22 protein-coding genes are annotated in these 24,229 nt (G+C 55.4%); 14 read left to right on the top strand and 8 right to left on the bottom strand.

Annotation, left to right across the window (positions count from 1 at the left end):
* Positions 1-197 precede the first annotated feature (197 nt).
* Complete coding sequence (locus NW838_RS13820; RefSeq protein ID WP_011431401.1) at positions 198-860, top strand: DUF3386 domain-containing protein; 663 nt, start codon at positions 198-200, stop codon at positions 858-860.
* Between the two features lie 114 nt (positions 861-974).
* On the opposite strand, the gene NW838_RS13815 is transcribed toward NW838_RS13820, so the two are convergent.
* Positions 975-1,921 (bottom strand): IS630-like element ISSoc15 family transposase gene (locus NW838_RS13815; RefSeq protein WP_148203181.1). Its coding sequence is split into 2 segments (ribosomal slippage): positions 975-1,585 and positions 1,585-1,921, totalling 948 coding nucleotides; the frame shifts between segments, so codons are not numbered across the junction.
* A 74-nt stretch (positions 1,922-1,995) separates the two neighbouring features.
* On the opposite strand from NW838_RS13815, the gene NW838_RS13810 reads away from it, so the two are divergent.
* Together NW838_RS13810 and NW838_RS13805 are read left to right on the top strand one after the other, a co-directional pair.
* Positions 1,996-2,772 (top strand): SAM-dependent methyltransferase, encoded by a 777-nt coding sequence (locus NW838_RS13810; protein WP_414358094.1) that lies wholly within the window; start codon positions 1,996-1,998, stop codon positions 2,770-2,772.
* Positions 2,772-3,104, top strand: a complete 333-nt coding sequence (locus NW838_RS13805) for a cupin domain-containing protein (protein ID WP_011433845.1) — start codon at positions 2,772-2,774, stop codon at positions 3,102-3,104. Before NW838_RS13810 ends, NW838_RS13805 begins: the two co-directional genes overlap by 1 nt.
* Here NW838_RS13805 and NW838_RS13800 read toward each other — a convergent pair.
* Positions 3,101-3,988 (bottom strand): TVP38/TMEM64 family protein, encoded by an 888-nt coding sequence (locus NW838_RS13800; protein WP_414358091.1) that lies wholly within the window; start codon positions 3,986-3,988, stop codon positions 3,101-3,103. The genes NW838_RS13805 and NW838_RS13800 overlap by 4 nt on opposite strands.
* 133 nt (positions 3,989-4,121) lie before the next feature.
* On the opposite strand from NW838_RS13800, the gene NW838_RS13795 reads away from it, so the two are divergent.
* Positions 4,122-4,796, top strand: a complete 675-nt coding sequence (locus tag NW838_RS13795) for a Fe2+-dependent dioxygenase (RefSeq protein WP_011431398.1) — start codon at positions 4,122-4,124, stop codon at positions 4,794-4,796.
* Here the strand turns inward: NW838_RS13795 and NW838_RS13790 are convergent.
* Together NW838_RS13790 and NW838_RS13785 are read right to left on the bottom strand one after the other, a co-directional pair.
* Entirely contained in the window at positions 4,793-6,166 is a 1,374-nt protein-coding gene (locus NW838_RS13790; RefSeq protein WP_414358088.1) for a di-heme oxidoredictase family protein, read from the bottom strand. The genes NW838_RS13795 and NW838_RS13790 overlap by 4 nt on opposite strands.
* Before the next feature lie 45 nt (positions 6,167-6,211).
* Positions 6,212-7,444: an imelysin family protein gene (locus NW838_RS13785; protein ID WP_011433843.1), complete on the bottom strand. Its 1,233-nt coding sequence runs from the start codon at positions 7,442-7,444 to the stop codon at positions 6,212-6,214.
* Between the two features lie 390 nt (positions 7,445-7,834).
* Here NW838_RS13785 and NW838_RS13780 point away from each other — a divergent pair, with 390 nt between their 5' ends.
* The 9 genes from NW838_RS13780 (at position 7,835) to pxcA (ending at position 16,776) form a co-directional block, all read left to right on the top strand.
* On the top strand, positions 7,835-8,869 hold the full coding sequence (locus NW838_RS13780) for a chlorophyll a/b binding light-harvesting protein (protein WP_099812753.1): 1,035 nt from the start codon (positions 7,835-7,837) through the stop codon (positions 8,867-8,869).
* A gap of 56 nt (positions 8,870-8,925) precedes the next feature.
* Complete coding sequence (fldA, locus tag NW838_RS13775; RefSeq protein ID WP_414358087.1) at positions 8,926-9,435, top strand: flavodoxin FldA; 510 nt, start codon at positions 8,926-8,928, stop codon at positions 9,433-9,435.
* 48 nt (positions 9,436-9,483) lie between these two features.
* The gene (locus tag NW838_RS13770; protein ID WP_414428229.1) at positions 9,484-11,064 is read left to right on the top strand and encodes a chlorophyll a/b binding light-harvesting protein; all 1,581 of its coding nucleotides are present in this window, start codon (positions 9,484-9,486) and stop codon (positions 11,062-11,064) included.
* Between the two features lie 237 nt (positions 11,065-11,301).
* A complete protein-coding gene (locus tag NW838_RS13765) occupies positions 11,302-12,045 on the top strand; it encodes an alpha/beta fold hydrolase (protein ID WP_414357692.1) in 744 nt (247 codons plus the stop codon).
* Positions 12,046-12,260: 215 nt separating this feature from the next.
* A complete protein-coding gene (locus NW838_RS13760) occupies positions 12,261-12,665 on the top strand; it encodes a universal stress protein (protein WP_414357691.1) in 405 nt (134 codons plus the stop codon).
* 294 nt (positions 12,666-12,959) lie between these two features.
* A complete protein-coding gene (locus tag NW838_RS13755) occupies positions 12,960-13,316 on the top strand; it encodes a ferredoxin-thioredoxin reductase catalytic domain-containing protein (protein ID WP_414357690.1) in 357 nt (118 codons plus the stop codon).
* A gap of 120 nt (positions 13,317-13,436) precedes the next feature.
* The gene (locus NW838_RS13750; protein WP_011432450.1) at positions 13,437-13,553 is read left to right on the top strand and encodes a photosystem II reaction center X protein; all 117 of its coding nucleotides are present in this window, start codon (positions 13,437-13,439) and stop codon (positions 13,551-13,553) included.
* A gap of 256 nt (positions 13,554-13,809) precedes the next feature.
* Entirely contained in the window at positions 13,810-15,213 is a 1,404-nt protein-coding gene (locus NW838_RS13745) for a glycosyltransferase (RefSeq protein WP_414428228.1), read from the top strand.
* Between the two features lie 180 nt (positions 15,214-15,393).
* Complete coding sequence (gene pxcA / locus NW838_RS13740; RefSeq protein WP_414428227.1) at positions 15,394-16,776, top strand: proton extrusion protein PcxA; 1,383 nt, start codon at positions 15,394-15,396, stop codon at positions 16,774-16,776.
* A gap of 163 nt (positions 16,777-16,939) precedes the next feature.
* Here pxcA and NW838_RS13735 read toward each other — a convergent pair whose 3' ends face one another.
* The 3 genes from NW838_RS13735 to uvrB all read right to left on the bottom strand — a co-directional run bounded on the left by NW838_RS13735 (position 16,940) and on the right by uvrB (position 21,605).
* Complete coding sequence (locus NW838_RS13735; RefSeq protein WP_414428226.1) at positions 16,940-17,530, bottom strand: DUF721 domain-containing protein; 591 nt, start codon at positions 17,528-17,530, stop codon at positions 16,940-16,942.
* A gap of 33 nt (positions 17,531-17,563) precedes the next feature.
* Positions 17,564-19,432, bottom strand: coding sequence for a mechanosensitive ion channel family protein (locus tag NW838_RS13730; protein WP_414357686.1), 1,869 nt, complete (start codon positions 19,430-19,432; stop codon positions 17,564-17,566).
* An 85-nt stretch (positions 19,433-19,517) separates the two neighbouring features.
* Complete coding sequence (uvrB, locus tag NW838_RS13725; RefSeq protein WP_414428225.1) at positions 19,518-21,605, bottom strand: excinuclease ABC subunit UvrB; 2,088 nt, start codon at positions 21,603-21,605, stop codon at positions 19,518-19,520.
* Between the two features lie 296 nt (positions 21,606-21,901).
* Here uvrB and NW838_RS13720 point away from each other — a divergent pair, with 296 nt between their 5' ends.
* On the top strand, positions 21,902-23,686 hold the full coding sequence (locus NW838_RS13720; RefSeq protein WP_414428224.1) for a DUF3352 domain-containing protein: 1,785 nt from the start codon (positions 21,902-21,904) through the stop codon (positions 23,684-23,686).
* Between the two features lie 7 nt (positions 23,687-23,693).
* Here the strand turns inward: NW838_RS13720 and NW838_RS13715 are convergent, their stop codons facing one another.
* On the bottom strand, positions 23,694-24,161 hold the full coding sequence (locus NW838_RS13715) for an ATP-binding protein (RefSeq protein ID WP_414357683.1): 468 nt from the start codon (positions 24,159-24,161) through the stop codon (positions 23,694-23,696).
* Positions 24,162-24,229 lie beyond the last annotated feature (68 nt).

Here is a 24,229-nt window from a genome sequence, read left to right as displayed (position 1 = left end):
GTCTGGTGGGCTCGGAGTTTTTTATAAGAGACAGGGTCCTCCTTCCTGCCCATCGGTAACCGCCAAGAACTTCGAGAAACTTCGAGAACAAGAGAGCTGAGCGGGTGGCCAGTCATAAGGAAACCTTAAAATCCCAAGGCCAGCCATCAGCCTCTACTAGGATTTAAATAGTAAAATTTCTCATTAAGGAGGAGATTATGGCAGCACAGCAAGCTCCGGCCCGAGAGCTATTCAAGGAGGCTTTTGAGAATCGCTACACCTGGGACAAAGACTTTCCTGGCTACCGAGCTGAGATAACCTACTTTCCCAAAGAAGGTGACAGCAGCCTCTCCTTCTCAGGAGTTGTGAGTATTGACCGCAACATGAAGATCGATGTTGCCGGCGTCGAGGACGAGGAGATCCGCCAGAAAATACGGGAACAGATGTGGGAAGTCATGGTGCATCGCGTTCGTCATTCCTTCGACGAGGAACACGGTGGCCACACCTTTGCCTATGGAGAGCCACAAAATTCAGACATCACTGAAGTTCTTGTTTCGGGCTTATCTTCTACCGATAGGTACTGGGTTCAGGGCAAGCACATTCAAATGGTACATCGCCATCTTGCCAATCGGACAATTACAGTCTCAGTTCAAGAGTTTTACGATACAGGTGAGGGCTACCTACCCACTCACTACACTGCTGAGTATTGTAGCCCAGGAACTGGAGAAAAAACTCAAGCAAAGATGATCTACGAAGATCGTTATCAAAAAATAGGTCGGTATTGGATTCTGGTTGAGAGAAGAATTTGGGAAGAGCAGGATGGCCAAAAAAGTTCATCCCCTCAACTTTTCCTCTTCTCTAATATTCGATTTTTCGAATAGCTGAGAAAAATAAGTTTTTCTTTGCGGCTGTGGGCATCTCTCATTATAGAAGGTGATGAGGTGCTCACAGCCAAGCTCAAAACAGATGGCCACAGGGTACAGCCTGTTAAGGGCTCAAGGGGTACAATAGCAGCACTTAGCAAACCAACTTCGGAAGGAGGATGGATTGATCAGTAGTAAAGAAGTCTTCACTATCTGCTCCATGCTATATTTCCCAATTCTGCAAAGCTGCCGAATAAAATGCTTCAACACCGACCACATCATCTCAATGGGATTCAACTCCGGCGCATACACAGGCAGGTATAGGATTCGTGCTCCTGTCCCCCTAATCAATTCCTCAACTTCCCGACTCTTGTGGATATTTAAATTGTCCATAATCACAACCTTCCTCGCATCTAGCTTCGGACATAGCTCGCTTCTCAAAAACTCCAAAAAATCTCCTTTCTTCATCCCACCCTTGATGACACGACAGCCAACTACACCTCTCAAGGAAATAGCTCCAATAACCGTATACTTTTCACCCTTGTATCTCTGACGATAATGATAAGCCCTTTGACCACGTAAACTCCGAGATACTCTCCGCTCCATTCCCTCCCAGACTCCCGTCTGGTCGATGGCAATCAAATCCTCCGCTGGAATATTCCTGACTTCTTGACTATAAGCTAGTCGTTCCCTTTGCACCTCCTCTTCTTTGACTTTTGCACTGCGGTAGGTCTTTTTTTTAGAGTCATTCCTTGCTTTTTCAAGAAATTATGTATCGTGACGATGCTTACATTGATTCCTAAGCGCTCGCGCAACAGTTCTTGATACTGCCACAGGTAGAAGTCTGGGTGTTCTGTAATAATTGCCATCACTTCCTGCCGATGTTGTTCCAAAATGCCCACTCGCTTGGTGCCTGCTTTCTTAGGGGCTAAATCTTGAGTTTGTTGGTACTGACGCACCCAGCGGTGTACTGTTCTTTTGGTCACCATGAAGCGTTTAGCTACCTGGCGGATGGAGGTGTTACCTGCCTGATAGGCTGCTACAACTCTTTGCCGCAAATCCAAAGAATGAGTCGGCATTCCTTTCTCTCCTTCCTCTTGAATACCTGTACCCTATTTTAAATTAAAAGGCTGTATCTTTTTTGGAGTTACCTATGTCTAAGCTGGACTCAAAAAATGCACCTGGACACCAGGTACTGGCTGCGGCAGGTAAAAAGGCACTTCGACCGGGGGGCTTTGGCGCTACCGAACGGCTCTTCAAGTTTGCCGAGTTCCGTCGAGGAGAAACTGTGCTGGAACTTGCCTCAGGCCTTGGCTACACGGCTATTCGATTGGCAAAGCGCTATGGCATACATGTTACCGGCATTGAGAAAAATCCAGATAACATTGCTCGCACTCGCGCTAATGTTTCTGCAGCAGGGCTAGCCGGCCAAGTTGAGATCCTCGAGGGCGATATCTTTCACCTAGATCAAATCGATCAGAAATTTGACTATGTCTTGGCGGAAGCTATTTTAACAATGCAGTCCGATGCAGGAAAATCTAAGATTTTGTCAGGGATTTACAATTGCCTCAAGCCAGGGGGTAAGTTCCTCAGCCATGAGCTGCGAGTTGAGGGATCCAACAGCGACGCTATCCGCAAGGAGTTATCCTCCGTAATCCATGTCAATGCCAATCCTTTATCTACTGACAGCTGGCTTGCAACTGTTCAGCAAGCAAATCTTACGGTTGTCCAGTATGCCACCGGCCCCTTAACTTTGCTCAATCCCGTTGCTATTGCTACAGAGGAAGGATTGCCGACGCTCTTAACTATGGTGTGGAATGTGCTTACACGTCCTGTAATCCGGCAGCGGATCTTATCTATGAAGCAAATCTTTAGCCGATATCGAAATAACCTAGGCTACATCATACTGATTGCCAAGAAGGAGGCTTAATGATGTCTCTTGTCTCCCCTGAGTCACCTTTTTTGCAGCTCAAAGATCACATTGCTTATTCTGTGGAAGGAGTTCTCAGCAAGATCATTTGGAAAAGTGAAGTCTGCCAACATACTCTTTTCTGTATGGCGGGAGGCACAAGTATTTCCGAGCATACCTCCACAAGGGACGCTACTCTCCACGTCATTGAAGGAACTGGAGTCTTAACCCTTGCAGGTGAGAAGATCTCTCTATCTCCGGGCATATTTGTCTTAATTTCGGCAAATGTTCCCCATGAGTTAGAAGCCACTGCTGACCTTGCTTTTGTTCTGACTTTATCAAAGGCAAGTTAAGAACGCCGCCTTTTACTCAGCCAGCCGCTTAACATCGCCAAAGCAAACATTCCCAGCAAAGCAAAGCCCAGCAGCCACCTTCCCTGCTCTAGGATCCCTGCCCCCAGAGCCACTACTGGGAGTGTAGAGACGGCAATGCCCAAAGCTAGGGCGAGAAGAAAGTTCTGCCATTTTATTTGGGTTAGGCCGGCGGCGTAGGCGACAAAGTCGAATAGGCCCGTCATTAAAAAACCAGCTGTAAGAAAAATATTGTTTTCCAGATAGTTAGCTGAAAGGGCATCGACTTTGTACATCCATTGTCGCCCAACTACTCGCTGTACTAGGTCTCTACCAAACTTTCTGGCTAGGTAGAAGTTAAGTGTACAAGAGATAAAATCAGCAATTGCAATGTAAAGGATTCCCGATCCAAATCCAAAGAGGGCTCCTGCCAAGATGGAGTAAAGGGTGCTGGGTATGGCAGGAATAATAATACTCAGGGAGCGTAATCCAATCAGGGCAAGGGGTGCCCAGGGGCCTAGTTTTGCTATAAATTCTCGAGTTGCCTCTGGATCTAAGCGACGGGCCAGCAAGATGGCAGCTAACAGGACAACAAGCAACAACAGCAGTGAGAGGATGTCTTTCCTTTTTCTGGAATTGATTTTGCTGCTAGAGGACAAATCCTCTGAGGGGGTAGGGGACGATCCTACTGACTCGCCATCTGCTGACTTGTCAAAGGTAGTGCCGGGCGGATAATAGAGTTCATCCTTCAGGATCCAACCTGTTTTCTGTTGCAGATAGGCATGTGTGCTCAAGCCCAGACGCTTTGCCTCGGTGGCAACAGCCTTGTAGTCTAAGCCCAATAGCTCGCAGAGCTCTTTTTGTCGAATACCAGAAGGTGGCTGCATAGGGCAAAAGATCTCTACTTTCTCTGCTAGATGCTTAAGGTTTCCGAGGGATGCTCGAAGTAGGCATGATTTTCATAAGGCTTGTTTTGCTAGTGTAGAAGGTGTCATGTATTTTGCTTTTTAGAGGTTGATAATGATCTTGTGTATTGGCGATGTTCTTAGTTTAGCAGAATTGCAACAGATTCTGTCCCTCATAGCCGATGCTGAATTTGTGGATGGTGCTCTGACGGCAGGCTGGAATGCCAGGCTTGTCAAAAACAATAGGCAAATGCCAAAGGGATCCCTTCAGCAACGGAAGATAGAGGAGATTATCTTGGCAGCTCTAGAGCGTAATTTGTTGTTCCAGATGGCTGCCCGGCCCAAGCTCATTCATTCCATTTTAATTAGCTGCTACGAAGCGGGAATGTCCTATGGCACTCATACCGACGATGCGCTGATGCTCGATCGGCATCAGCTGATGCGCACGGATATTTCCTTTACGCTATTTCTAAGTGCCCCTGAAGACTATGATGGCGGTGAGCTGAAGATCGAGAGTAGCGAGGGGGAGCAAGCCTACAAGCTGCCGGCGGGTGCTTTGATCCTCTATCCTGCTTCCACCTTGCACCGAGTTGAGCCTGTAACCCGTGGGATCCGCTATGCTGCCGTCAGTTGGGTTCAAAGCCTAATTAGGGATCCGCAAGAACGCGAGATCCTCTTTGATTTACAGACTGTGCGGCAGCAGATGTTTCAGGAATCGGGCAAGACACGCCACTTTGATTTGATCTCCAAAGTTTACGCGAACCTGCTGCGGAAATGGGCAGAGCTCTAGAGGGATCGAAGAAAATAGAGCAGGGCTTCTCTGTCTTCAGCAGCCATATTTTTAAAGATCTCGCGGGAGCGTTCAGCTTCTCCCCCATGCCAGAGAATGGCCTCCTCGAGGCTGCGGGCGCGGCCATCGTGCAAATAGCCGGAGGAGGGCAGAACTGTCTGCGACAAGCCGATGCCCCACAAAGGGGGGGTGCGCCATTCTCGGCCCGTGGCCTCGAAGTCAGCGCGGCCATCTGCTAGTCCTTCGCCCATGTCATGCAACAGCAAATCGGTGTAGGGGTGGATGACTTGGTTGGCCAGGGCAGGGATCTCATGAATGCCGGTTTGTAGCTCTGGTCGGTGACACTTGGCGCATTGGGCTTGGACGAAGAGCTTTTCCCCTCGCTGAACTTGGGGATCCTGCCAAAGGGCGCGGCCAGGCACGGCCAGGGTTTGCACGTAAACGGTTGTCGCTTGGAGAGTGGCCTCGTCGATATCTTGGCTGCCATCCGCGGCCGGAAAAAGAGGATTCGTGACACCCATGTCGTTGGCGTAGGCGGCCGCAGTTTGTTGCCTGAGGTTGGGGGTATTGGCTTTCCAACCAAACCGTCCCAGCACCAGACGCTGCTGCTCTTGATCCCAGACGTAGTTGGGGCGGCCAGAGATGCCATCTCCATCTGCATCGTCAGGATCAGCTGCTGCTAGGATCTCAGACTCAGGAACTGCCTCCAGTAGGCCAGCTCCAAACACCGGCTGAGGGACCCGCAGGGAGATGAGGACAGGATCGATGGGCGATCCCTCCAGAGTTAACAGCTTTACAACAGGAGAACGCAGCCTGTAGGGAGTTCCGTCGGCGTACTCTCTGGTCTGCTCTACCCAGTGCAACTCCACCTTGGCCTCTGGCCGATAGCCCCGAACGGCCTTTTCTTGAACCTGCGTGCCGATGCCGGCCACAGGGGGAGTGTTGCTATGAGGAGCAATGGCCTCCCATCCAAAAGGCTGGGGATCCCCGCTTCTATCCAGGGATCCAACCTGGCTGACTCTGACGACCCGCTGCCCCTTGTCAGGAAAACCTCGGCCGTTTTTAACATGACAACCGGCGCAGGAGTTGTTGTTGAACAGAGGCCCAAGGCCGGGGTTAACAGGCGCCGGAGCGGTGACGAAGCGAGCCTCAAAGGCGATGTCCCCCAGGGCATGCAACCTGGCCCAGCGGGGATCCAAGTTGGGAGCCGGCTGCTCGTAGGCTGTTGAGGTGCGGTTCCAAAGGGTTGTTTCGCCACCCGCTCGAGGGGGCAATGGCTGGGATCCCTCTGGGGCAGCGGGGAAAGCCAGAAAGCTCGCCGCCCAAAGAGAGGCCAATCCCAGCATGAAAATCTGGAGAAGACGACGCATCGGCTATCAAAATATCGGCAACTCAGCTCTTTTGGGACTTTCTTACTACTGCAGGAGCGGCACAACTTCCTGAGCAAAGCTGTCGAAAGCGTCTTCAATTTTTTCCATAGCGGCAGTAATAGATCCACGGGCATTGGCATCGCAAAGGCTTTTTTCGATAGGGGCAGGGATCCCCTGGAGAGCCGCCGCCGCTGCTTGTAACTCCGACTGAATTTGACTATCCAAATTGGGATTGATGTCCCGGACAAATTGGCTCAGGCCACGACCTTTTCTATCTCTAAATCCGCCCAAGTAAGCATACTGAACGCTGCGCACATTGGCCTGGAACTCCGGCAGCGAATGGTGGGCAAAGCGACTTTCCAGCAGAAAAGGATTTTGCTGGGCGAAGGCTTCGCCAATTTTGACCTTGCCCAGCTCGTCCAACATGCCGAGAATACCTTGGGCTATTTCTTCAGCAGCAGCTTGCAGCGTGAGATAACTCTTGCTGCCCTCGCCGGCTTTTACCCATTCTTCGCGAAAAGCAGGCAGCCCTTGCACTCCCTCTGTCCAGCTTTTGAGCAGCTTTGCCGCCGTATCCGCCAAAACTGGGCCAAGGGCAGCCAAGTACTCCCGATCCCGCTCGGTAAAGTCTTGCAAAGACTTGTTGTTATCCACGCCAAAGAGCAAGAAGGCCACGGCATGAAATCCCTTTTGCCCGCTTTCCAACTCGGCCACGGTCTCTGGAGTGAGGGGATCGCCGCTGTTGAGAACTTCCAGCACCTCCACCTCGTTCAGGGGCCATTCGTCCAAATCCGCATCCAGCCCCAAATAAGCCGCCGGCCCAAAGGCAAAAGCCTCGCTCTCCTCCCAAGTGATGCGGGCAACAGACCAAGCCTGGCGAGCCGCTTGCAAAGTCTGGGCATTGGGATCTTGCACGAAGGCCTGGATGGCCTGAGACAGGGCCTGGGTATCGGCGACCAACTGCTCATAGGCAGGGATCACCACCTGATCGGCAAAGTCGAGCAAAATCTGCCGATCCTGAAACCGCTGCTCAGGAGAGAGCACAACGGCTGGCCGGCGAGAGCCTGCCCCTTCTTCCCCACCCTCGCCGCCGCCATCCACCGGGATAGGCCGACACTCCGGGTTCATTTGAGCTGCCTGCTGAGGCGAAGCCTGGCTCAGGGCCGGTGGATCCCCGCCGCCCGCAGCCGAGGGATCCTTTTGGGTTTCCCCGCAAGCGGCCCCGCTGACCAGAACATAAAGCCCTATCCCCGTCCACAGCTTCAGATACCTCGACATCTCCTCCGACTCCTTTGCCCTCGACTTGGCCAACTTTGGCTTGATTGTAATCCAGCTATTGCGACTCAATCTTAAGAAGGGAGAGATTTTTATCACCGGCTGCCACCGGATCGCCCGGCTCGTCCCTCTGCGGGCCAGCTTCCATCTGCAGCTTCCCCAGGTGGGGCTATGGGCGGATACAAGTCCGACTCTTAACAAAACTTAACTCTAAAGACATTGATATTTGTTTGCAAGAAGCCTAGAGTAGGTCACAGCTCGCTGTTGAGATTTACTCTCAACAGTTGGTTACGTGTCTCGAAAGGATGTGTCCGTGCGGCCAGAGGCGGGCCTGGGGCAAGGTCTCTGGCCTTTTCCTAGAAAAGCTTGTTTAGAAACGCAAGAGGAGCGGAGATGACAGCGACGACACTCAAGCAAGAAGGGGGATCTAGCTCGCAACAACAGATCCCGTGGTGGGCGGGCAACGCCCGTTTGACCGATCTTTCTGGCCGGCTGCTGGGGGCGCATGTGGCCCATGCCGGGCTGATCGTTCTCTGGGCAGGGGCGATGACCCTGATCGAGTTGGCCAAGTTTGACCCCAGCCGACCGATGTATGAGCAGGGGCTGATTCTCTTGCCCCACCTGGCCAGCTTGGGGCTGGGGGTGGGATCCGGCGGGGAAGTCCTGGATACGGATATCTACTTTGCGGTGGGAGCGATCCACCTCATCAGCTCTGCCTTTTTGGGGTTTGGCGGCATTTTTCATGCCCTGCGCGGGCCGGCGGTGCTGGATCCCAAAGCCTTTCCCCTGTTTAGCTACGACTGGCAAGACAAAAACAAGATGACCACCATCCTAGGGATCCACCTGGTGCTGCTGGGATTGGGAGCCTGGCTTTTGGTGCTCAAGGCAGTGGTGTTTGGCGGCTTGTTCGACCCGGTGGCAGGAGAGGTGCGCCTGGTGTCTCCCAACTGGAACCCCTTTGGCCACCTGTTGGGCATAGAAGGGCGCCACTGGATCGCCGGGGTGGACACTTTAGAAGACGTGGTGGGCGGCCACCTCTGGCTGGGCTTGCTCCTGGTGTCAGGTGGGGTTTGGCATATCGCGACCAAGCCTTTTGCCTGGGCAGAACGGATTTTTATCTGGTCTGGGGAAGCTTATCTTTCCTACAGCTTGGGAGCTTTGGCCTTGATGGGATTTATTGCCGCCTATTTCGTTGCCGTTAACCCAGTGGTCTATCCCGAAGTTTTCTATGGGCCGCTGCTGCAGGTGGGCTTGGATCGCTATCCCTTCTTTGAGCAAGGGGGAGCTCTCACATCTAGGGTTTGGCTGGCCAATGCCCATTTTTGGCTGGCCTTTTTCTTCCTTCAGGGCCACCTGTTCCATGCCCTGAAAGCGCGAGGGTTCAATTTCCGTACCGGCAGAGTAGAACTTGCAGCGCAGCAGGCCTAACGGCAATCTAGCCATCTGATTTTGAGCTTTGCACTTGCAGTTTCGAGGTAGGAGCAATGGCAAAAGTAGGTCTATTTTTCGGCACTCAAACCGGAAATACCGAGAGAGCCGCTGAGATGATCCAAAAAGAGCTGGGCGAAGACAATGTAGATTTGATCAACATTGCCGAGGCCACGGTTGAGGACTTTGATAGGTACGACTACTTAATCATCGGCTGTCCAACTTGGAATATCGGGGAGCTGCAGGCCGATTGGAATGGGTTTTTCCCCTATTTGGATGAAATCGATTTTTCCGGTAAGACGGTAGCCTATTTTGGAGTTGGGGATCAGTTGGGCTATCCCGACAACTTTCAAGATGCCATGGGGATCCTGGCCCAAAAAATTGCCGAGCGCGGCGGAAAAAACGTCGGCTCCTGGCCTACAGAAGGCTACGAGTTCAATGAGTCCAAGGGAGTGGTTAACGGCGAGTTTGTCGGCCTTGCTCTGGATGAAGACAATCAGCCGGAGCTGACGGAAAAACGAATTAAAGAGTGGACGGCCAAACTCAAAACACTCTTCAATCTGTAATCTCAAACTCGGCTTCTTAGCTTGTTGTGGATACTGTGGGAGTTTGTCATGACTGGCGCAGTTCTATCTTCATCGCCTACCTCTGCTGAGGGATCCCCTCAGGTGAGCTGGCTGGCGGGCAATGCTCGCTTGGTGAATCTGTCCGGAAAGCTGCTGGGGGCCCACGTGGCCCATGCGGGGTTGATCATGCTGTGGGCCGGCGGCATGACTTTGTTTGAGGTGGCCCACTGGGATCCGGCTCAGCCCATGGGCAGCCAGGGGCTGATCTTGCTGCCCCATTTGGCCACGTTGGGCATCGGCGTGAATGCAGAGGGGGTGGCCACGGATCCCTATCCCTTTTTTGTGGTGGGCGTTCTGCACCTGATTGCCTCGGCGGTGCTGGGGGCAGGAGGGATCTTCCATGCCCTTTTGGGACCAGAGGTGCTGAGCAAGGGGAAAACCTTTGCCGAGTTTTTCGGCTACGACTGGGAAGATGACGACAAGATGACCACCATCCTCGGCATCCACCTGCTGCTGCTGGGGCTGGGTGCATGGCTGCTGGTGGCCAAGGCTCTCTTTTGGGGAGGGCTGTACGATGCCAACCTGGGCCGCGTGCGGATCGTTGCGGATCCCACCCTCAATCCGCTGCGGATCTTCGCCTACTTGACGCCGCTGATGGGTCAGCAGGGCATGGCCGCCGTGGACAACCTGGAAGACCTGGTGGGGGGACACATCTACGTGGGCCTGCTCTGCGTGCTGGGGGGATGGTGGCACATAGCCACGCGCCCCTTTGCCTGGGCCAAGCAAGTCTTGATCTACTCGGGCGAAGCCTACCTCTCCTACAGCCTGGGGGCCCTGGCTTACATGGGCATCTTGGCGGCCTATTTTGTCAGCGTCAATGAGATCGCCTACCCTGCGGCTTTTTACGGGCCGCTGGGGCTGGCCGCTGACGAAAGGGGAATTGTAAGCAGCCGTACCTGGTTGGCTACAGCCCACTTTGTCTTGGGGATCCTGTTTTTGGCGGGGCACATCTGGCATGCCATCCGGGCGCGGGCGGCGGCCAGCGGCTTTGACTTCCAGCGCGGGGGCTGGGTGCGAGCCACAGATCCCCAGGTGGGCAACTTGGACACGCCGGTAAACCAGGGCGATCTCACCCTGCTGCTGCTGCAAAACCTGCCCATCTACCGGGAGGGCTTGTCGCCTTTCCTGCGCGGTTTGGAGATCGGCATGGCCCATGGGTACTTCCTGGTGGGGCCGTTTTACAAGTTGAGTCCGCTGCGGAATTCGGAGCAAGCCCTGACGGCAGGTACGCTGGCGGCCATTGGTCTGGTGCTGATCCTAACGGTTTGTCTTTCGATCTATGGACGAGTCTCTTTTCCGCGCTCGCGGCTGGTGGCGGTGGTGAACACCCCCTATGGAGAGGTGGCCTATCCGACGCCGGGAGTGCAACTGATGGCGGAATCGCAGGGATCCCCTCAGCCGGTGCGAGTACCGGCAGGATCGGAGGACTTGCCCGAAAACTTGCGCACCCGTGCCGGCTGGAGCCAGTTGGCGGGAGGGTTTCTGGTGGGCGGCGTTGGCGGTGCCCTGTTTGCCTACATGCTCCTGAACAGTGCGGACGTGTTGGCCCAGATTTTGCCTGGGCTGTGAATGAGGTTTGAGGCTCCCTGGTTCGGGGATCTGCAGAAAGGAGAGGGGTATTGTCCCCTCTCCTCTATCCAGATCGGCTCGGATCCTTTGGGCCGCATTTTCCAATGGCAATTGCACTGTTCACAATTGCATGGTTCAACCGCACTTTGCCGGTTGGTTTCTGGCTACTGGACTTTGTAGATCTTTTGTTTGGCTAGCAGCCTTGATGGTTTTAACAGTCGAGATGGAATAGCGAATATGAGTTTAAGCTCCGCTTCTGCGCTCGCTTTTGAGGCCCTGTATCTGGGCATTTCTCCCAGTCTCAAGCTCTTTGATCAGCCTTTATTAGGATCCCTGGGGAAATGCTTTCGGATAGCCTACTGGGAGTACCACCAAACCCAGGATGAGCCTTGTAGCCTGGAGACTGTAATCACGCTGCTATACGAATATCTCAAAGCTTGGGATCGACCCGTTCATCTTATCGGCCACGGCTTGAGCGGGGTGGCCGCTTATCTTTTTGCCTGCCGTTACCCACAGCGGGTACAGTCTCTGACCTTGCTGGCCGTGGGAGGTTGGCCTGCTACCACTTGGCATGCCCATTTCTATGTGCAGCGAAAAATCTTTTGCTGGAGTCGGGAACAACTCTTGGTGCGTATAGCCCAGAGCCTTCTACCTACTTCAGAACAGTGGCGAGCACGCTCACTCTCCTATGCTCTGGCTAAAGATTTGGATACTTCTCCCATACCTCACTCCCTATTTCAGGTGATAGCGATTCCAGCCCAGAAAGTGTCGGTGCCGATGTTGGTTTGCGCCAGCAAGGATGACCCCATTGTGGATCCTGCTTCGCTCGAGAAGTGGAGAAACCACCTAAAGCCAGGGGATCAAATGTGGTTTTGCCCTGGGGGGCGACACTTTTTTCATTATTCTTTTCCAAGTTTGGTCAATCTGAAAATAATGGATTTTTGGCAGGAATTGCGTAAACTTCAGCCCAGCATGGCTTAGGGCGGCTGGACTTTCGCGGGATGATAGAATGGCTACTCATCCAAACAGCAGAGGAGCTCCGTTTGCAGCTAGGGCGAAGCAGCCCAGGTGGAGCCCCTGACAACAGGAAAACGGGCAGGGGTGGAATGAGGCCATTGAGCTCCCGGTAAAATTGATAGAATAGGGCAAGCCCCCAACTTGGATAGGGAATGGGCTTGACCGCGGAATCCGCGACTATGTTCGACAAGCTGCTCTTTCCCATCGACAACTCGCGTGAGACCAGCCACGCCTTGCCCTTGGTGGCAGACATAGCGCAGCGCTACAAAAGTCAGGTGTACTTGCTCTCTGTACTGGATGCCGCGGAGCTGGACGCGGAGAGGGCGGAACAAGCTCGGCAAAACATCCACAACCTGCTCAAGCAAACGGAGTCTGGCCTGCATCAAATCGGCCTCAACAGCGTCAAGAGTGAGTATCGAGAGGGAAAGGTGCCTTTTGTCATCTGTGATGTGGCAGACGAGCTGGAGATTAGCCTAATTGTAATGGGATCCCGCGGCCTCACCCTCTCCGGAGAGGGGCAGAATAACTCTGTCAGCCACCGCGTGATCGATCTTGCCCCCTGCCCGGTGTTGGTCGTGCCCTGAGGAGAGGGATCCCATTAACGGTATTCTATAGGGTACGCCAAGGCTGGCTCTTGCTACGGCGCCTGGATGTTGCCATGTGTAACAGCAAGGCCGTGATTTTTTGTCTTGCCTGGAGGTCTGCAGTACAACGAAGAGCAAGATACAGCTTTTTCCGACGTTGTGGGAGGTCTGTAGAGTCAGTCAGGAGCATCCCGGCCCCGCATACGTTTGTACCGACTTCAGGAAGTGTCGCCGGAAAAAGCTGTGAGCCCTATTGCTAGCAACAGCCGGTTAGTTCCACCTTTGGGAATCGTCATGGAAAGTCGTGGTTACAACAAGTCCTCACAGAAGAGCTTTGAGTTGATGCGGCATTTCGCAGAAACCTACGCCAAACGCTCCGAGACCTTTTTCTGCTCGGATCCGTCCATTACAACGGCGGTGATCGAGGGCTTGGCTCTGCATAAAGAGCAATTGGGCGCCCCGCTGTGTCCCTGTCGTTTTTATGAAGACAAAGAGGCAGAAGCGAAAGCCGGCTACTGGAACTGCCCCTGTGTACCCATGCGGGAGCGAAAGGAATGTCACTGTATGCTGTTCTTAACGCCGGATAACCCCTTTGCGGGCAAGAGCCAGACCTTAGAAGAGGTGCCTCTGGAATACCAAACTACCCAATGACAATGCCCGGCAGAGGACCTGCTGTCGGGCGACAAAGGTAGGCTTTGGAAAGGGGGCAGGGCTCGGTATAATCGAAAAGCCGTTGGGCAATGGTTATTTGCACGAGGAGGAAACGCTTTTATGACTCCCTCACTTGCTAACTTCCTCTGGAGCTTGGTGGCTGGTGCAGTTGTGCTGGGGGCTCTCTTTGGCGCCATCATCTTTGTCAGCCAAAGGGATAAAGTGCGTCGTCGCTGAGATCCCCGCTCGTTGGCACTTGCCCGCCAATGCTTCCCTTTTCCCTGTACTGCTATCGCTGGGTGGGGAGAGACTGGGGTGGCAAGATGTGGCTGCGGTACGCAATCGCTGGAGGGCTTCGCCCCTGTTGTCGGGGATCCAGCTGGGTTGGGTGACCAACAGATTGAGATCTAAGGCGCTTGAAGCCGTTGTTGCAAACGATCACACCTTATGATCGAAGACTATCCAGCGATACCCCAGGGATCCCTTGCCAGCGTTGACCCACCCCTTGTATTACTGGCGGCAAAAAAACCGCTACTACCACGAGGATCTGGAGCGGCTGCATCGCTTTTTTGTCCCTGCCGGTTTGCGCATCTTGGAGATTGGTTCCGGCACGGGATCCCTGCTCAACGCCCTGCAGCCCAGCGTTGGGGTGGGGATCGACCGGGATGCGGAGATTGTTGCCCAAGCGCAGGCAGAGTTTCCCCATCTCCATTTCCGGGTGCAAGATGCCCACACCTTGGACAAAGGGGATCCCATCTTGGCGGAGCCTTTTGATGTCATTCTCCTCACCAATACCCTGGGCTACCTGGCCGACATCCAGCAGGTTCTCCAGCAGTTGCGCCGCTTCTGTACCCCGCGCACCCGCCTCATCCTCTCCCACCACAACCCCCTCTGGGAGCCAATTCTGAGCCTGGCGACCCTCCTGAAGCAGCGCATGCCCTTGCCGGCAGCTAATTGGCTCTCGGCAGCCGATGTGGCCAATCTGCTGCACCTGGCGGGATACGAGGTCATTCAGCAGGGCAAGCGGCTGTTGTTGCCGCGGCGGATCCCACTCCTTTCAACTGTGATCAACCAGGTGATTGCCCCACTGCCCGGGATCAACGCCCTCTGCCTGACGGAATATACGATCGCTCGCCCACAACCTGACCCGGCTTGGGATCCTCCCCCTGAGCAGCAACCTTCCTGCACCGTGGTGATTCCGGCTCGGAATGAAGCGGGCAACATCCGCCGCTGCGTGGAACGCTTGCCCGAAATGGGATCCCGCACCGAGATCATTTTTGTGGAGGGGCATTCCAGCGACGGGACTTGGGCCGAGATCCAGCGGGTGCAGGCCGAATATCAAGGGATCCGCAATATCCGGGCTCTACGGCAGGAGGGCAAGGGCAAGGGGGATGCGGTGCGCAAGGGGCTGGCTGCCGCTACAGGGGATGTGTTGATCATCCTCGATGCCGATTTGACGGTACAGGCAGAGGACATGCCCAAGTTTTTCCGGGCTGTGGCTTCCGGGCGGTGCGACTTTGCCAATGGTTGTCGCCTTATCTATCCCCTGAAACCAGAGGCAATGCCTCGGCTAAACCAATGGGCCAATCGTTTTTTTGCCGCTCTCCTCTCCTACATTCTCGGCATCCGCATCAAAGATTCCCTCTGTGGCACCAAGGCCCTGTGGCGGGAGGATTACCAGCAGATTGCCAAGCTGTGCCAAGAGTGGGGGGATTTCGACCCGTTTGGAGATTTTGACCTGTTGCTGGGATCCGCCAAGCGCACCCTGAAGATCCTGGATATCCCCGTGCGCTATTTCCCCAGAACCTATGGTCGCTCCAACATTCACCATGTGCGAGAGGGGCTGCGGCTGCTGCAGATCTGTGGCTTTGCCCTCAAGCGCTTTAAGGGGTGCTGAATGTTGCTCTAGACCAAAGGCGCTGGTCTGTACTCTTGTCGAGGCAGGGCCAGTCTTTGCAAGTGCTTCTCCACCGTTGGGATTCCCGCCTAGGCACCCAGGACTCGTTACAATAATTAGTCAATTGGATCACTGTAACGTGTGGATTGGCCCTGATGGGGAGTGCCACAGGAACAAGCAATGGGAGAATCCGTATTGAGCAGGCTGGGCCAATGGATCTCGAATACCCCCCTGCGCTCCCTCGACCAAGCTTATGAGGCTGCCCTGCGCATTAAAGCCATCGAGGATCAATACTTCCAGGGAGGATCCATCGGCAGCAACGGGCAACATGGCCAGAATGTCAGCCGCTACTTTCAAATTCAACTGCGCCGGCAACTGCGCCAGATCGATCTGCGTTTGGCAGAGTTCAGAGCCAGCAGCGCCCTTTCTCGCCTGCCGGATCCCGAGCAAAATGGCAGTGGCCCTGTTTCTGCCCAAGATAAAGATCAAGAACGCCATGCCGCTGAGGTCGATGCTCCTGAAAGCAACGGCGAAAACCCTGAGAATGGTCGCCAAAGACGAGATCTTTCCATCTTGGAGAAACTGCAGTTTATCGATCAGGTGACTTCTCGATACAAACGCCCGACCAGAAAATCCCAACCTGTCTCTGCTTCAATTTCCACTTCACCTGAGCCTCTCGAACCGCCAGAACAACCTACCTCAACTGAACCCAGTTCTTCTAATGTCTCTGTCAAGGCAGGCTCCGGCAATGGCGCTGCCCCGGTCGCTTCCAAAGCTGCGATTCTGCCCCGCTCCATTCTGCGCACGGCCAGCCAAATCCGCCGTGAGCTGAGTTCCCAGGCCGAGGAGGAACTGATCCAAGAGTATCGGGAGGCTCGCACTCGCACACTGGTATCGATTCGTTTTCTGTTGTTGTTGGCCGTTTTGCCTCTGCTCACCCAGATCCTCTCGAAAAACTTTCTGTTTGGGCCATTGGTGGATCACTTCCAACAACGGGAGCCTGCCATTGTGGCTCTAAGCCACGAATTCCAAGAAAAAGCCCTGTCAGAGTTCGAGTTTTTCAAGGAAAGAATAGAATTTGAGCGAGCTTTGCACCATCAACCCCCAGAGTGGGATCTGGAATCAGAAGAGCAACTGTCCATGAAGGCAGAGGAACTGCTGAAAAAATATAGCCGTAGGAACTCGGAAGGCTTGAAGAATATCCTTGCTGATTTGCTTTCGCTGCTGGTGTTTGGCTGGCTTATCTTTATTGGGCGTGAGGAAATCGAAGTCCTCAAGTCTTTTTTGGATCGTCTGATCTACGGCCTCAGCGACAGTGCCAAGGCTTTCATTATCATTCTTTTTACCGATGTGTTTGTCGGTTATCACTCACCCCACGGCTGGGAGGTGCTGCTGAGTAATTTGGCTGCTCATTTGGGGGTACCGGAGAATCGCGATTTTATCTACGGCTTTATTGCTACTTTTCCGGTTTTTCTGGATACACTTTTTAAGTATTGGATCTTCCGCTATTTAAACCGTGTATCGCCGTCTTCAGTAGCCACCTATCGGGCTATGAACGATTAAGGGTTCGCAGTTGCATTTCAAACTGGGTTGAGACGCTTCCCAAGCGCTCCTTGCCGCTGCCGTAACCATCCACAACCTCTCTCAGAGGAAGAAAGAAGTTGGGGATCGACCTGACGAATCGTTTGATTGCCATTTGAAGCAACCGTAATTCGAGTTTCCTGAGTTAGCTGGGCGGGCGTAAGGATTGTCGATGGCAGAACCCGCAGACAAACCAACGCTCCAATTCGGCGGCAGTGGTAGGACAGCGGCAGGCGGGGCAGGGGAACAGGTTTTGCTGGGTTTGTTGTTGTTTCACCACTCTGGCCCAGCGCTCGAAAGCCACTTTCGGGTCGGAGGCGGGCTGTTTTGGATTGGGGCTGCGACAGGATCCAGGGCGTTGTCCATCTTGGTCTGCTAGGCGGGGAGCGCCATAAAACTTGCTGGTCAGCTCCGCATCAGGATGGGGGGCAGCCGGGCTGGATCCCTTGTGCCAGGCACCAGAGCTGAAGCGGATATCGCTGAGGGGAGATTGTAGCCGGCTGTTGAGTTCCCTGAGAATGATCTGGCGTTGCAAGGTTAAGTTTTGTGCCCAGGCCGGGGTAGAGGTGGCCACCTGCAGCACCTGTCGGCGCAGGCTGAGAGGATAGGTTTGGGCGGCTACGGCCTCTCCGACGAGTTCGGGCCAGAGCTGCCGCAGGGTTTGCATTTGCTTCAGTTCAGCCCAACGGGGATGGCTGCCAAAGCTTCCCAGTACCTCATCTAACCGCTGCAACATGGTGTCGATAGGGTGTCAATGGCAGGCAATAGCTTAGGAAACACCATTTTGGTCTTCCGGCGATTGAGCCGCTTCTTTGAGGGCAGAGTGAATGGAGTCGGTATCGGGCAAAGAAGGGGATCCGCCATTTTGACTGAGGGGGGCAAATCCCTCTAGGCTGCGGATATGAATATCTTGTTGCGGGAAGGGGATGCGGATCCCACGTCGCCGAAACTCAGCCTCGATCAGGAAGTTTAGCTCGCTGATCAAGACAAACTGATCTTGAGGACGGTTGATCCACACCAGCAGCTCAAAGTTAAGTGCAGAAGGGCCAAAGGACTTGAGCCAGACTTGGGGGGCAGGGCTGCTCAACACCCGAGCATTTTCTCTGGCGGCGCTGAGCAGGGCTTCGGTGACCAGGGCGGTATCGGAGCCGTAGGCCACGCCCACAGGAATGTGAATGCGACAGCGGGGATCCCGGTAGCTCCAGTTCACCACCTTCGATTCGGTAAAGCGGGAGTTGGGCACAATCACAAAGATGCGATCCAGGGTGCGCAAGACGGTGGCCCGTGGGCCAATGCGCTCCACTGTGCCGAGCAGGTTGTCCACTTCCACCAGATCCCCGATTTGGATGGGGCGCTCCAGCAAAATGGCAATGTAGCTGATGTAGTTGTTGGAGAGGTTTTGCAAACCAAAGCCGATCCCCAAACCCACCGCCCCGGCAATAACCGCCAAGGAGCCCAGATTAAGGCCGCTGAAGGGCAAGACCAGAAGGATGCCGAACAGGGTCAGGATGTACTTGAAGATGGCCGCCGAAGACTCTTGGGTGCCCAGATCCAGCCCCAGGCGTGCCAAAAAGCGCTGCTTGAAGCCAACACTGACGTAGTGGGCGCCGGTGAAAACCAAGATGGAGAGAACGAGGAAGACCAGCAAGCTGGCAATCGAAACGCTGGAGTTGGGCAGAGGCTGGGTGAGAACGCCCAGAGCCGTGGCGACCACACGACCCAGGCCCAGGTAAAAGGAGCGCTGAAAAGGTCGCAGGGCAGGGATGAAGCTGATACCGCGATCCAGCGAGATGCCGGCGATGAGGATTGCCCCCACGCCCCGCAGCAGCATCCCACCCACATCGATCCAGGTGCCCCAGGCCTCTCCGGCCTTAAGCTCCAACCAGCGTTGCAGACGGGTTAAGCTGCGGTCGAACAGCCGCCAGAGAAAGAACCCCACCACCAGGGTGGCGATCCCTGCCAGGAGGGTCAGAACCAGCACGCGCGGATCCTGGGCCCGTTGCAGAGCCAGCAGGTCTTCGCGGTAATTGGCAATCGCTTGCTCCAACCGCCGCGCCCAACTATTGGCCACCAGACGCACGTCATTCAGGTTCACCTGACCCGGTGTCACCCTGCGCTCTGCGGCTGCATCGGCATAGGTGACGGTAAACAAATACCGTTGGGTGGCCTCAAAGCGGCCTCTTTCCCCCAGGCGTAAGATGTATTGCCCATTGGCATCCTGGGCCACCCGTACCTCTGGCTCCGGCAACTGCCCTTCTTCGAGAAAGCGCTCGATGATCGCCCGAACGTTGTCGGCCCGCACATCGCTGGGGTAGTCTGCCGTCTGCAGGCGGAACACCGGGATGTTCCCCACCAACACCTCTGTGCCCTCTTGGCCGGTCAAAGGGATCCCGACTGGGCTGGGAGCCGGAGCAGGGGATCCCTCAGGAGTTGGCGCTTCAGCCGGTGTGGGTCGGGGATCGGCCAGGAAAAAGTTGGGATCCCGAAATTCAAGGGCTTGAGCCAAGGGGATCCCTGAGGAGGCAGAGGCGACGGCAGGGGTAAGCCAGAGACCTATCCCCACCGTCAGCCCAACCCAAAGAGCTGCTCGCTTAAGTGGGACGGAGTCCTGCATGGCCGGTTTGGTACGAACGCCCATCGATAATTGGGGATCCCTGAGGGCTGCCCTGTAAGCTCATGGTGGCACAAGCCGACCTCAATTTTGGCCAATCTGAGCAAGGATTTTAGGTGCCCTGAGGGTGGCCTAGAAGGCGTTGACGCAGCTTTTTGATTTTATCTCGTAGCTGGGCGGCTTCCTCAAATTCTAGGTTTTTGGCGGCCTCTTTCATCTTCAGTTCCAGTTGGCCGATCAGCTCCGGAATCTCGGAGAGAGGGATCTCTTGCGCAGCTTGAAAGGCTTTTTCCAGATCTGGGTCGTTAAGTTTGCGGGAGATGGCCAAAAAAGACAAGATGGCATTGCTGTTTTTCTTGACGATGGGCTTGGGCGTGATGTTGTGTTGGCGGTTGTATTGCAATTGAATTTCGCGGCGACGCTGGGTTTCGGCAATGGCCCGGGCCATGCTGCTGGTCATGGTGTCGGCGTACATCACCACCGTTCCACGGACATTCCGCGCTGCCCGCCCGATCATCTGAATCAGGGAGCGCTCTGCTCGCAAAAACCCTTCTTTGTCAGCATCCAAAATGGCCACCAAAGAAACTTCTGGCAAGTCCAACCCTTCCCGGAGCAAGTTGACCCCCACCAACACGTCAAAGGCCCCTTCTCGAAAGTCTTGTAGGATTTCAATTCGCTCAATCGAGGTGATCTCGGAATGCAAATAGCGAACTCGGATCCCTCGCTCCTGGAGATATTCTGTGAGATCTTCTGCCATCCGTTTGGTGAGGGTGGTCACGATCACCCGTTCGGCAGATCCCTGCCGAGAGCGTTCCAATCGCAAGTAAATTTCTCCCAGCAAATCGTCCACTTGCCCAGCCGTGGGGCGCACATGCACCTCAGGATCCACCACGCCGGTGGGCCGAATTACCTGTTCGACAACCCGACCGCTGCCGGGCACATAGAACTTCAGGGTCTTGCCATCTTCCACCAGGGTTTCAAATTGGGCCTCGCTCTGCTCTAGTTCCCAGTTGCCGGGAGTAGCCGAAACAAAGATGCACTGATGAACCTTGGCCCAAAATTCTTCGGCTTTGAGGGGGCGATTGTCGAGGGCGCTGGGCAGGCGAAAACCATGATCTACCAGCACCTGCTTGCGGGCACGGTCGCCATTGTACATGCCGCGAATTTGGGGCACGGTCACGTGGGATTCATCCACCACCAGCAGCCAATCGTTGGCCTTGAAATAATCCACCAAGCAGGCGGGGGGCTCTCCTGCTTTGCGCCCTGTTAAATGTCTGGAGTAGTTTTCGATCCCGTTGCAATAGCCCACCTCTCGCAGCATTTCTAGGTCGTAGCGGGTGCGCTGTTCCAGCCGTTGGGCTTCCAGGAGCTTGCCTTCTTTGCGAAAGAGGGCCAGTTGCTCTTCCAGTTCTTGCTCGATGTTGAGGATTGCCCGCTCCAGTTGTGCTTCTGGCGTCACAAAGTGCCGAGCAGGATAAACTCTGAGGGCGCTGAGGCTGTTCAAAATCTCGCCTGTAACCGGGTCGATTAAGCGAATGGCCTCGATCTCATCCCCAAAAAATTCGATGCGAATTACCCGATCCTCATACGCCGGCACAATTTCCAGCACATCCCCTTTGAGGCGAAATCGCCCCCGCACCAGCTCCAGGTCATTGCGCTCGTACTGGATGCTGGCCAGATCCCGCAGGACATCCCGTTGGTTAATCTCCTGGCCGACTTTGAAGGGGATGGAAGCCTTCAGGTATTCTTCTGGCATGCCCAGACCATAGATGCAGCTCACCGAGGCCACCACAATCACATCTCGCCGTTCAAACAAAGAGCGGGTAGCCGAGTGCCGCAGCATATCGATTTCATCGTTGATAGAGGAAGATTTGGCGATGTAAGTATCGGTGCTGGGAACATAGGCTTCCGGTTGGTAATAGTCGTAATAGCTGATAAAGTATTCGACGGCATTATTGGGAAACAGCTCTCGTAGCTCATTGCACAGTTGTGCCGCCAGCGTCTTATTGTGGGCCATCACCAAGGTGGGCCTGCCGATTTGCTGGATGGTGTGGGCGATGGTAAATGTTTTGCCGGTTCCGGTTGCCCCCAGCAAGGTTTGGAAACGATGGCCTTCTGAAATTGACTTCACCAAACCGGCAATTGCCTTAGGTTGATCTCCGGTGGGTTGATAGGGAGAAACCAGTTGAAACTCTGACATGGGTTTGACTTTCGGATGGGCCTAGATAGCTGCCGGGCTGGTCAAGGCAGGGCTGATCTGCACGTTGGTTTGGAATGGTGGTGCGGATCACAAAGGCTTGTAGGGTGCCTCTAAGCTTGACCGCCTGCTCAGCAGTGGGCTCCAGCTTGCGCACCAGGATGAGCCTCTGTTCCATGGTAAGGTTTTATCATGCATGACTGAGGGCAGCTCTTCTTCCTGGGCCTGTTCATGCCAGTGATGTGAAGCATTAGGGCCTGGGTACACGCGCTACGTCTCCCTCGGTGAAGAGATGAGATATGGGACGACGGCAACTCTTGCGCGGGATCCTAATCGGGTTGGGTCTTCTGGCCGCCCTGATGGTGTGGGTTGTCGTGTGGCTGCTCACCCGCAGTCCGGTAGCTTTGTTGCTGGCCCACCCGGAGCTGCCGCCAATTGTGGGTTTGGCCCCTCGCTCCGCACAAGCGCTGCTGGTGTTGGCCGTTCCCCTGGACGAGGTGCAAGCGTTTTGGCAAGCGGCAACCCCTGCCCCTCAGCGACGCGCTACCCGTCAGCAGTGGCAAAAGTTTTTCTCCCCTGAAGGCCCAGGCTGGCTGGGATCCATGCTGGCCGGGGGATCCCTTGATTTCGAGCGGGAGGTGCGGCCCTGGCTGGGGAGGAGCACCCTCTTGGCCAGTTTGCCGGAGTGGGGCACCTTGGTTGCCCTGGAAACGCGGGATGCGGCGCTCTCTCAGTTTGAGCTGAACCTATTGTGGGAACGGCAGAGCTTGGCCGGGAGGCCGGTGCAGGTGGACACTTACAAGGGCATTCAGGTGGTGTCCAGCCCGATTCCGGGCCTGCAGGGTTTCTCGGCAGCCGTTTTCGGCGAGCAATACGTGTTGCTGGCGGAGCAGCCTGCTGCCATTCGCGCCGCCATCGATGCTTGGCAATTGCCGCAGTTGTCTCTGGTGGCTCAGCCTCTGTTTCAGCAGGTCATCCAGCCCTTGCGGGAGGCGCATGTGGGTTGGGCCTTCTGGCAAAATCCAGAGGCGGTTTCTTCAGATGGGCTGACGTTGCAGGCGGTAGGGCTGGGGTTGGGGGTGAACTTCCAGGGCTTGGTGGCCGAAAGTGCTGCCCTCTGGCATGCGCCCGCTGGCTTCTCCTTGCCGGCGGCAGAAGCCTTTCGCCCGCAGATCCTTCAACATCTGCCGGATGAGACCTTGGCGCTGATTTCCGGAGAGAATCTGGTCTCAGTTTGGCAGAGCCTGGGGCAGATCCAGCCCCTAAATCCCCTGGGATTGCGGGTGGATCCCGGCCAGTGGCTGCAGCGCTTGCAATCTCAGGTGGCGCTGGACTGGCAGCGTCTGTTGCCGGAACGGGGAGAGTTTGCCTTTGCCCTTTTGCCCGGCGACGGGGATCCAGCCTGGCTGTGGGTCGGTAAGCTGCCGGATGAGTCGAGTTTCGACTTGGATGAGCGGGCGCGCGCCCAAGGCTGGCAGGTGGTCTCTCTGGCGACGAAGCGCGGCACCGCCACTGCCTGGGCCCAACCGACCACTCCTGCGGGGGAGACGGAGTCCTTGCCGTCAGAACCCCCGCCGGTCGCGACAGCGGGACGGAGTCCTCACCGCTCCACCCATCGACCGGAGATCCCCGTGTTGGCAGGGGAGCGGCTGGAAGTCAGCGGGAAGGGAGGATCCCTGCCGTTGCCGGCGGCAGAAGCTCTTCCCCAGTCGCCGTCGGGGATCCCGCTGCCGGCACAGGTGTATCATGCCGATCGCAAAGGCTATTCCTACCTGGCTTCTTCTCTGGCGGCTCTGGAGGCGGCCCTTGCGGATCCCCCCTTGGGTGCCGACCGCGCCTGGCGCAAGTTGGTGGCCCCCCTGCCCCACCGCAATCTGGGCTATGGCTATGGATCCCTGGGGTTGCTCTTGGAAAGCGAGCTGCCCGACCCGGTCGCGTCAGCGGCGCGGAGCGCTAAGGGATCCCGCTGGGCATCCACGCGCTTTGCCTTTGCCACCACAGCCTTCACCGTTTCTGAGGCTCCCTATCCGGATCAGGGTCGCCAGATTACCCAAATGGGCAAGCTGTTTTGGCAGTGGTATTGAGGGAGGGTCAGACTATCCAGGGATCCCGGCAGTTGGGGTGGATGTACTTGGCCAGATAGACCTGGTTGCCCATTTCATTCCACTCCACAAAGTCGAAGATTTGGGTGAGCAGAAGCATCCCCCGGCCCGATCGCGACAGCGGGACGGAGTCCTCTTCTTCAGTTTCCGAGATGCCGTGTTGGCAGAGGTGGAGCTTGCATTGGGGACGAAAGCCGGGCCCTTGATCTCGCACCAGCCATTGGTAAAAGGGCTCCGAGCTGGCGTACTCGATGATCACCTTCTTGTTGGGGTCGAGGCCGTTGCCGTGGCGGACGGCATTGATGATTGCTTCCTGTAGGCCCAAACGTATTTCCGCTCTCCAGGCAGGAGGGACTTTTGAGATCAAGAGATCGAGGACAGGCTGAGTGTAGAGGGTGGAGGGAAAGCTGATAACGCTCCAGGAGCAGTGGGCGGGTTTGAGGGAAAGGGCAATCACGGAGGCAGTCTTCCCTGGGGCACGGCACTCTGACCCCATTCTAGCAATCCCATCGGGGTCAACCCCAG

The organism is Synechococcus sp. R55.2, assembly GCF_047462075.1.
In the GTDB taxonomy this organism is placed as follows: domain Bacteria; phylum Cyanobacteriota; class Cyanobacteriia; order Thermostichales; family Thermostichaceae; genus Thermostichus.
The sequence above is the reverse complement of the archived record's forward strand: the minus strand, read 5'-3'. Positions and strand labels throughout refer to the sequence as shown.

Excerpts from the sequence above, each read along its gene's own strand:
- NW838_RS13795 (WP_011431398.1), top strand. The coding sequence starts at position 4,122 with ATGATCTTGTGTATTGGCGATGTTCTTAGTTTAGCAGAATTGCAACAG.
- NW838_RS13810 (WP_414358094.1), top strand. The coding sequence starts at position 1,996 with ATGTCTAAGCTGGACTCAAAAAATGCACCTGGACACCAGGTACTGGCT.
- NW838_RS13765 (WP_414357692.1), top strand. The coding sequence starts at position 11,302 with ATGAGTTTAAGCTCCGCTTCTGCGCTCGCTTTTGAGGCCCTGTATCTG.
- NW838_RS13820 (WP_011431401.1), top strand. The coding sequence starts at position 198 with ATGGCAGCACAGCAAGCTCCGGCCCGAGAGCTATTCAAGGAGGCTTTT.
- NW838_RS13785 (WP_011433843.1), bottom strand. The coding sequence starts at position 7,444 with ATGTCGAGGTATCTGAAGCTGTGGACGGGGATAGGGCTTTATGTTCTG.
- NW838_RS13720 (WP_414428224.1), top strand. The coding sequence starts at position 21,902 with ATGGGACGACGGCAACTCTTGCGCGGGATCCTAATCGGGTTGGGTCTT.
- NW838_RS13750 (WP_011432450.1), top strand. The coding sequence starts at position 13,437 with ATGACTCCCTCACTTGCTAACTTCCTCTGGAGCTTGGTGGCTGGTGCA.
- NW838_RS13780 (WP_099812753.1), top strand. The coding sequence starts at position 7,835 with ATGACAGCGACGACACTCAAGCAAGAAGGGGGATCTAGCTCGCAACAA.
- fldA (WP_414358087.1), top strand. The coding sequence starts at position 8,926 with ATGGCAAAAGTAGGTCTATTTTTCGGCACTCAAACCGGAAATACCGAG.
- NW838_RS13770 (WP_414428229.1), top strand. The coding sequence starts at position 9,484 with ATGACTGGCGCAGTTCTATCTTCATCGCCTACCTCTGCTGAGGGATCC.
- NW838_RS13805 (WP_011433845.1), top strand. The coding sequence starts at position 2,772 with ATGATGTCTCTTGTCTCCCCTGAGTCACCTTTTTTGCAGCTCAAAGAT.
- NW838_RS13790 (WP_414358088.1), bottom strand. The coding sequence starts at position 6,166 with ATGCGTCGTCTTCTCCAGATTTTCATGCTGGGATTGGCCTCTCTTTGG.
- NW838_RS13800 (WP_414358091.1), bottom strand. The coding sequence starts at position 3,988 with ATGCAGCCACCTTCTGGTATTCGACAAAAAGAGCTCTGCGAGCTATTG.
- NW838_RS13760 (WP_414357691.1), top strand. The coding sequence starts at position 12,261 with ATGTTCGACAAGCTGCTCTTTCCCATCGACAACTCGCGTGAGACCAGC.
- NW838_RS13755 (WP_414357690.1), top strand. The coding sequence starts at position 12,960 with ATGGAAAGTCGTGGTTACAACAAGTCCTCACAGAAGAGCTTTGAGTTG.
- uvrB (WP_414428225.1), bottom strand. The coding sequence starts at position 21,605 with ATGTCAGAGTTTCAACTGGTTTCTCCCTATCAACCCACCGGAGATCAA.
- NW838_RS13735 (WP_414428226.1), bottom strand. The coding sequence starts at position 17,530 with ATGTTGCAGCGGTTAGATGAGGTACTGGGAAGCTTTGGCAGCCATCCC.
- NW838_RS13730 (WP_414357686.1), bottom strand. The coding sequence starts at position 19,432 with ATGGGCGTTCGTACCAAACCGGCCATGCAGGACTCCGTCCCACTTAAG.
- pxcA (WP_414428227.1), top strand. The coding sequence starts at position 15,394 with ATGGGAGAATCCGTATTGAGCAGGCTGGGCCAATGGATCTCGAATACC.